The sequence below is a fragment of the Nitrospirota bacterium genome, assembly GCA_016214385.1.
Taxonomy (GTDB): domain Bacteria; phylum Nitrospirota; class Thermodesulfovibrionia; order UBA6902; family JACROP01; genus JACROP01.
The window spans coordinates 1-8,100 of sequence record JACROP010000046.1 but is presented as its reverse complement, the minus strand read 5'-3'; the positions used below and the strand labels follow the sequence as shown (position 1 = coordinate 8,100).

Genomic DNA, 8,100 nt, shown 5'->3' with positions numbered 1-8,100 from the left:
TATAGACCTCACTGCCATTGAGCCACTTATTGCTACTCCATCAAGCCCTGATAAGGTAGTACCTGTAAGCGAAATAGAAGGCACACCTTTAAAGCAGGTCTGCATAGGTAGCTGTGTTAATTCCTCTTATATGGACCTCATGCTTGTCACCAGGATTTTAAAGGGAAGACATGTTCATCCTGATGTAAGTTTAACAGTAAGTCCTGGCTCAAGACAGGCCCTTCAGATGATTGCAAAAAATGGAGCACTTAAAGATCTTATAGACGCCGGGGCAAGGGTCCTTGAATGCGTCTGCGGCCCATGCATAGGTATGGGGCAGTCCCCTCCTACAGGTGCAGCAACATTAAGGACATTTAATAGAAATTTTCCAGGCAGAAGCGGAACTTTAGGGGATCAGATATATCTCTGTAGCCCGGCCACTGCTGCTATATCAGCCATAAAAGGAGTGATTACAAGCCCCCTTGATTTCCTGGATGCACCTCTTAGAATAGAAATGCCCGGGAAATACATCGCTGATGATTCGATGATAATACCTCCATCCAGGACACCTGAAAATGTTGCCGTTGAAAGGGGACCGAATATAAAACCCCTTCCACTACGATGGGCATTAGAGATGTCTTTAAAGACTAAGGTGCTTTTAAAAGGAGGAGACAACATAACAACAGATGACATAATGCCTGCTGGTTCAAAAATCCTTCCCCTCAGGTCCAACATCCCTGCAATTTCAGAGTATGTATTTTCCCTTATTGACCCAACCTTTGCTGTCAGGGCAAAGGCTGAAGGTGGCGGAATTGTCCTTGGCGGCTTCAATTATGGCCAGGGCTCAAGCAGGGAACACGCTGCAATTGCTCCAATGTATCTTGGTGTTAAAGCAGTCCTCGCAAAATCCTTTGCCCGCATCCACAGGGATAACCTGATAAACTTTGGCATCCTGCCCCTTGTAATATCAGAAAAAGCCTATAATGCTATTGAACAGGGTGGCAACATAGAATTCCCTGACCTCGCAAAAGAAATAAAGGAATCATCTGAAGTAACTGTGGTAAATACAAGCAAGGGTGAAACCTATAAAGCAATACTTAATCTCACTGGTAGACAGAGGGAAATAATTCTTGCTGGTGGACTTTTAAATTATATGCGTAAAAGAGGCGGCGTGTAACTCAAATGGCCTTTGGGATTTACCCCGTTAGAGAGAACCTCTCTAACGGGGTTTACCTGCCATGAACAGAAGACTATTAATAATAACTGTCTTGTTTTTATCCCTCTCCACCCCTTCACCTTTTCACCTCTTCACCTTAACAGCACAAATCGAAGATTCGCACCGAACTGCCAGTGAATGCGATTACAGAACAATTCATAAAGTCATTGATGGCGATACCGTTTCGGTACGAATCTCCGCTTCGGAGCGAATCTCCGACAAGATTTTAATTAATGGTGATGAGGTTAAGGTAAGGCTTATAGGTATTGATACCCCTGAAACGGTCCATCCAATGATGGATGTTGAGTGGTTTGGCAAAGAGGCAACCAGGAAGCTTAGAGGGTGGGTTGAAGGAAAAACGGTCTGCCTGAAGATGGATAGGGATAGGACGCAAGATGTAGATAAATATGGAAGATTACTTCGCTATCTCTGGTTAAACAATTTCCTTGTAAATGCAGAGCTTGTAAAACAGGGATATGCCTTTGCATACACAAAGTATCCATTCCAGTATTTAGAGGATTTTAGAAAATATGCAAGGGATGCAAGAAAAAACAATCGAGGTTTATGGAACTCAAAAAAACAAAAAGAATGGGAAGATAAGGTAAGAAAAAATAAAGAGATAGCTAAAACGTGTGGTTATGAAGGCACTATTTGTCCAGAGGAGGCTCTAAATTATATAAGCGAGGTGAAAACTGTCAGATTCTTTGTAAGAAAATCCTACGATAGCGGTAAGGCCATTTTTCTAAATAGTAAAAATAATTTTCAAGACCCCGATAACTTTACTGCTGTAATCTTTACAGATGACAGACATAAATTCCCAAAAGCGCCTGATGAATATTATTGGGGCAGGACAATCGATGTAACAGGCAAAATTAAAGAACACGAAGGCCGGGCTGAGATAATTTTAGAGAACCCTTCGCAAATAAAGATACTCAAATCAGAATAAAATTATATCTTATCTCCTCAACTTATTGAAAAAACCGCGTCTTAAGTCATATAAAATGTAACTATATGGATAATCGTTGCGACATTTATAATGTAACCCTAATAAATTGGTCTGCAAGGATCAAAACTGGGAGGTTACATTATGAGCAGGCAATCTGTAAGGGAGTATTTTTAAGGCGATATATGTGCGCTACCGCAAGGCTTCAAAATTACTCAAACAACTGATTTTAGGCGAGTTTCAGGCTACAACAGGAAAATGCCATACGCAAGTTGAATGATCCATCTCGCCCCCAAATCTTTTTGGGGCACTCCAGCCACACGCCAAGTCTCTACTCCGTTTTATTATCTGGAGTATACTTCAGGGTGACGTAGTCGGTAAAAAAGCCATCGTCGATAAGACAGTTCTTAAAGCTGCAGCTAGTGCTTGTTACATAAACATTTCCCGGGAAATCTACCGCAAGAGATGGATAGAATATATACTCCAGGTTATTTACTTGATGCCGCCTCATCCACAGTTGGTTGCCATTATTGTCATATTTTATTGTACCTAAAACGTAGTTCACACAAGTAACTGCCTCTGAACTTTTTTCGGTGCAGATTTGACCAGTCACATAGACATTCCCTGAGCTATCTAAAGCAATGTCTGTAGCAAAATCATGTTCTATGGCATCAACATAAGTTGCTACCCACATCCCTTTACCGTTTGTATTATACTTCACTGTGGTATAATCGGTATAGAGGTTGGAGGCGCCACAGCTTGTGTTAGTATTGTAACCGGTCACATAGACATTTCCAGAACTATCTACAGTAAGGGCAGTGGCGCCACCGCAGCCATAAGTCCTTACCCAGCGTCGTTTGCCTGAAGGGGTATATTTTATCGTAACGTAACCATCTGATCCGCCAGCAATATAAACATTTCCTAAACCGTCCACAGCAATAGCGCTTGGGGGATAAGCAACATCTTTTCCATAATTTGCGGTCCAAAGTTGATTGCCGTTAGAATCATATTTGACCGTGGTGTAAAGATAGTCACCACCACAACCAGATTGAGTACTAACACAGCTCCAGCCGGTCACATATACATTCCCTGAAGGGTCTACAGCTACGGCCGTAGCACCGTCGTCCACTCCTGGAGTATCATATCTCGCTACCCACTGCTGAATACCGTCGGTGTTATATTTAATCGTAGTATAAGAGTTATTCGGAGACTCGTAGCAATCAGCATAAGTACCAAGGCAGCTACCGCCTGTTACATAAACGTTCCCTAAGCTGTCTAAAGCGATACCTGCTGCTACGCTTATCCCCCCTTCATTATATGTTGCCGCCCAGAGTCGATTACCATTGGTATCATACTTTACAGTGATATAATCACTACGCACACAAAAATTATCGCTATCGAGCATGCAGAAATAGCCAGTTATATAGACATTACCCCAAGCATCTACTACAAGACCTGTGGGCTCGCCGTACGCATAACCATTATTGTACCTTACTACCCATAGTTGCTTGCCATTAGGATCGTACTTCACGGTGGTAATATCTGTGCTAACACCGCTATTAGTGTTAGAGCTGTAACCAGTTACATAGACATTTCCAGAGATATCGATAGCAATCTTTGTCGGTATATCGTGGAATCCACTTGGTCCATTATACCTTGCGACCCATGGAATATTTTTCTCTAAATATATACGAGGCTTACTGATATTATTGCGTGAGTCTAAAATTTCAACACCCGAAGACTCCAATATAGATAATATATCACTCACATTTGCGGTTGGCGACTGCGATTTAAGGATGGCAAAGGCGCCAGCCACATGCGGTGCAGCCATAGAAGTTCCCGCCTTATAGTCAAATCCGCCGCCTGGCACAGAACTTAAAATATCTGCGATTGTTCCGCTACCATCTCCTCCTGGTGCGAGCAGATTAAGAAATGAAGCGCTGTTTGAATAACCCGCAACAGTATCGGCTTTTGTAGTAGCCCCAACACTGATGGCTGTGGAGATACAAGCCGGTGCTGACAAGGCATTAACATAACCCTCGTTCCCTGAGGCAATTACTGTAGCAATACCGGCATTTCGGAGATCATCAATTCTGGTTTTCATATCAACATAAGTAGGGTCATAATCACAAGTGCTTGTGTATTGACCACCGCCAAGGCTCATGTTGGCTGCTGCGATTTGGTAATTGCTACTCTGAGTTAGAATGTAATCCAAAGCCAGCCTTTGGTCGTATGTATATGATCTTATACATGGAGATGGTTCTGGATCGCAGATAGTTCCATCAAACCGAGTAAATACCTGAATCGCAATAATGTTTGCATCCTTTGCCACGCCAGAAAAGGTTGATCCATTTCCAGCAGCGATACCAGCGACATGTGTCCCATGATCACAACCAGGAAGATTACAGAGTATGGCAGCACCACTGCCAATTTGCGATATCGATCCATTTGGGCATAAAGTCGTAGCGGTATAGGGTGTACCATCTACTGGGTTAGTACCAAAAGCATTTGTTGAAAAGCAGGCTTCCGCCACAACCTTTCCTGCTAAAAAGGGGTGGCTATTATCCACCCCTGTATCCAAAATAGCAACAGTATAGTCTGCACCAGTAAAACCTTTTGCATGGGCCTGATCCGCGCCAATTATTGGGACACTTTGTGGAAGCATTGGACGCATAAGCACATCTTCTCCTATATTACGAACTTCTGGATCTGCAATTAAAACCTCTAATGCTGCCGCATCTATTGTCATTGCCATGTCCGGAAAATATTCAGATTTCTTGATGTAAGCTATCTTATGTTTTGCCATGCGTTTCAGTAATCGTTCCTGAGCCTTAGCGATGGCCTCTTTTCGCGCCTGGAATGCTTTTGGTCGTTCTTCTTTAGGCAAACGAATCGGATCAGGTAAATCTGGTATGTTGAGTCCTACAATGACACGTACCAAACCATATTTCCGTGCTTTTTCAAGCAATTCCTCGCAGTTTGGTGGGCAGGCTGGTTTAGTAGGCTTAGGTGGCTGGGTCTTAGGAGCCTGCGCCTTCTGCATCTGGAGTCTCTGCGTTAGTGTGTGGGGGCCATACATCTTACGGAGTAATGGCCGTGGCAGAGGCGGCTTATCCGCAGGTTGTTCTGCGAACGTTCCTGGTGCAAAAAATATCGCGAACACAAAAATAAAAGAGACGACAACCCAATTTCTTTTTCTCATAGCGTTGTCCATGGTTATTTACCTCCTTTCATGTGTGATGAAAAGTGTTTAATAGACTCATTCTCATTTTACAAAATACCATGCTTCCAAAACTACCTTGCCTGCAAGAAAGGAATGAGTACTATCCACCCCTCCCGCCGAAATTTTTGATGCTACCTGCACGTGCTACACGATGATGAGCTACAGCTTGAACAAGTAGAGTTAGACGAGGCAGGTTTCTCCACGCCGCTCATTCCAAAAACAGAAAATTTCTTCTTCACATTTTTTGAATTGCATTTCGGGCAATCAACAGGACAATCCCTGTACAGGAGTTTTTCAAAATCCTCGCCACAATCCTGACATCTATATTCAAAAATCGGCATTTATTCCTCTTCACTGTTCACTGTTCACTATTTCTTTGGTACCTTTTCCCAATCCTTCAAAAACTTTACAATCCCGAGGTCAGTAAGAGGGTGTCTCAAGAGTTGCTCGATAACTGCAAATGGTATTGTTGCAATGTGGGCACCCATTCTCGCAGCCTCAACGACATGCAGAGGGTTTCGTATGCTTGCAACAATAACCTCTGTTGAAAAATCATAATTGTCAAGGACTTCAATAATCTGACCGACAATGTCCATACCGTAGTGGCTTATATCATCAATCCTGCCAACAAACGGGCTGACATATGATGCACCTGCCTTGGCCGCAAGGAGGGCCTGACTCGGGGAAAATATCAGGGTTACATTTGTCTTTATGCCCAGGCCTGAGAGTATCTTGGTTGCCTTGAGTCCTTCTTTTGTCATCGGTATTTTTACAACTATATTCCGATGAAGCCCCGACAACTCCTTTGCCTCCTTCACCATGCCTTCTATATCAAGGCTTATTGCCTCTGCACTCACCGGGCCTTCCACTATCCCACATATCTCCTTTAACAAATCCCTCGGGTTTCTATTTTCTTTTGATATGAGCGATGGATTCGTTGTAACACCATCAATAACTCCGATATCCCATGCCTCTCTGATCTCTTTAACATTGGCAGTGTCAATAAAAAATTTCATAAGATTCCTCCTGTATTATAAGGTGTCTCATAATAGTAACAACATTCCGTCATTCCCGCAGTGTGTTGAGCGGGAATCCAGGAGTCTTAAAACCCAGATTGGATGCCCGATTTAGGCGCTCGGGCATGACAGACAGATTGAGATGATTGTTCATTCTATTATGAGACTGTTAATACTTCGTTTTTATTATAACAGAAACCTGTCCAGCTTTTTAAAAAACTTAAATCCAGTCCTGCTTATTAAAACCTTTATGCCTGGATTCGGGTAAAATATAAGCCCCCTGTTACTCACGGAGTGCCTCGTCCACCAGCTCGACAATATGCATTATCCTCACATTAGCGGGGGCTGCCCCGGATTTACCAGGTGATCTCTTTATATCTTCAAGCTGCATCATACATCCAGGGCACGATGTAATAAAGGTATTTGCGCCTGTATTCGTAAAGGCCCTGAGTTTTCTGTGTCCAATTCTCCTGGAAAGGTTCTTAAAACTCATATTGAAAAGGCCGCCAAAGCCACAGCATTCTGAGTCTTCCATCTCAATAAGTTCAAGTCCTTTGATATTTCTAAGGAGGGCTCTCGGCTCTTCTTTAATTCCAAGGCCATAGCGGAGATGGCACGGGTCATGATAGGCCGCAATTCTTTTCTCTACCTTCAGTCCCTCGGCAATCCCTTTTTCTACAAAAAACTGGTTAATATCCATAACCCTGTCAATGCTATCACCTATCATGATTGGATATTCATTTTTGATAGTCATGGCGCAGGTAGGACACATAGTAAGAATAGCTTCTGATCTCATTTTACCAAAAAGCTCAACATTTTTTTTTGCGAGAGTGGCTGCATCTTCCTCAAGACCGAGGGCCCTCATCGGCGCTCCACAACAAACCTCACCCTTCAGGACAATGACTTCATAGCCCTTTTTGAGGAGCACTCTGAGCAGGGCCTCTCCAAGTGTTGGGTAAAAGTAATTAACACTGCAGCCAGCAAAAATCGCTACGCGGCCAACTGTTCTGCCTTCTCGGAAACGAGTCGTACCGACTTTATAAACCTGAACCCTTTCTTTAAAAGGATGCTGGGCTATCTCCGGTACATATCGCATCATACCGCTTCGGTAAAGGACAGGGTAAATGACCTTCTGAAAGTTCCTCAGAATAGAAAAAATATAGTCCATTCTCGAGACCGAAAGTTTTGTAATAGCAGTAAGAAAATAACCCCTCCGGAATGCACCTTTTAGCTTGGCCCTTCCATGATAGATGACTTCAAGTATGTCTACACCGGTCGGGCAGAGACCCTTACATGCCCCGCAGAGGATGCAGCTAAAGACCATATTTGCCATTACACTCGTTGCCCTGAGTCTTCCATCTCTCAGGGCTTTAAGCAGTGCAAGCCTTCCCCTTGTGCCCATTGCCTCATCAAGGTCTTCGAGATATGTTGGGCAAATGGCTTTGCATGCCCCACACCTGACACACCTTGACAGTTCTTTATAGTATTGAAGTTCGTTCACTATTTAACCCAAATAATGCATTTAGAAAACCACAGAGACACAGAGGCACTGAGAAGTAAGAAGTGCAGTCATAACTTCCCATTTCCTATTTCTCATTTCCCAATTTACAACTCTGTTCTCTGTGCCTCAGTGGTTATTCTTTATCTCTGTAGTTTTATTAAAATTTATCTCTGTGTCCTCTGTGGTCAATTGCATTTTTCGGGTTGAAATCTCTCCGTTCAG

Annotated in this window: 6 protein-coding genes; 2 read left to right on the top strand and 4 right to left on the bottom strand. The window is 43.2% G+C overall.

Annotation, left to right across the window (positions count from 1 at the left end; all coding sequences use genetic code 11):
* Both HZC12_03090 and HZC12_03085 read left to right on the top strand, forming a co-directional pair.
* The coding region (locus HZC12_03090; GenBank protein ID MBI5025712.1) for an aconitate hydratase at nt 1-1,156 on the top strand (1,156 nt) is incomplete at its 5' end.
* A 61-nt stretch (nt 1,157-1,217) separates the two neighbouring features.
* Nucleotides 1,218-2,141 (top strand): thermonuclease family protein, encoded by a 924-nt coding sequence (locus tag HZC12_03085; GenBank protein ID MBI5025711.1) that lies wholly within the window; start codon nt 1,218-1,220, stop codon nt 2,139-2,141.
* A 328-nt stretch (nt 2,142-2,469) separates the two neighbouring features.
* Here the strand turns inward: HZC12_03085 and HZC12_03080 are convergent, their stop codons facing one another.
* The 4 genes from HZC12_03080 to HZC12_03065 form a co-directional block, all read right to left on the bottom strand.
* Nucleotides 2,470-5,352, bottom strand: coding sequence for a S8 family serine peptidase (locus tag HZC12_03080; GenBank protein ID MBI5025710.1), 2,883 nt, complete (start codon nt 5,350-5,352; stop codon nt 2,470-2,472).
* Between the two features lie 140 nt (nt 5,353-5,492).
* A complete protein-coding gene (locus tag HZC12_03075; protein ID MBI5025709.1) occupies nt 5,493-5,702 on the bottom strand; it encodes a zinc ribbon domain-containing protein in 210 nt (69 codons plus the stop codon).
* Between the two features lie 27 nt (nt 5,703-5,729).
* Nucleotides 5,730-6,377: a fructose-6-phosphate aldolase gene (fsa, locus tag HZC12_03070; protein ID MBI5025708.1), complete on the bottom strand. Its 648-nt coding sequence runs from the start codon at nt 6,375-6,377 to the stop codon at nt 5,730-5,732.
* A gap of 283 nt (nt 6,378-6,660) precedes the next feature.
* On the bottom strand, nt 6,661-7,878 hold the full coding sequence (locus HZC12_03065) for a (Fe-S)-binding protein (protein ID MBI5025707.1): 1,218 nt from the start codon (nt 7,876-7,878) through the stop codon (nt 6,661-6,663).
* Nucleotides 7,879-8,100 lie beyond the last annotated feature (222 nt).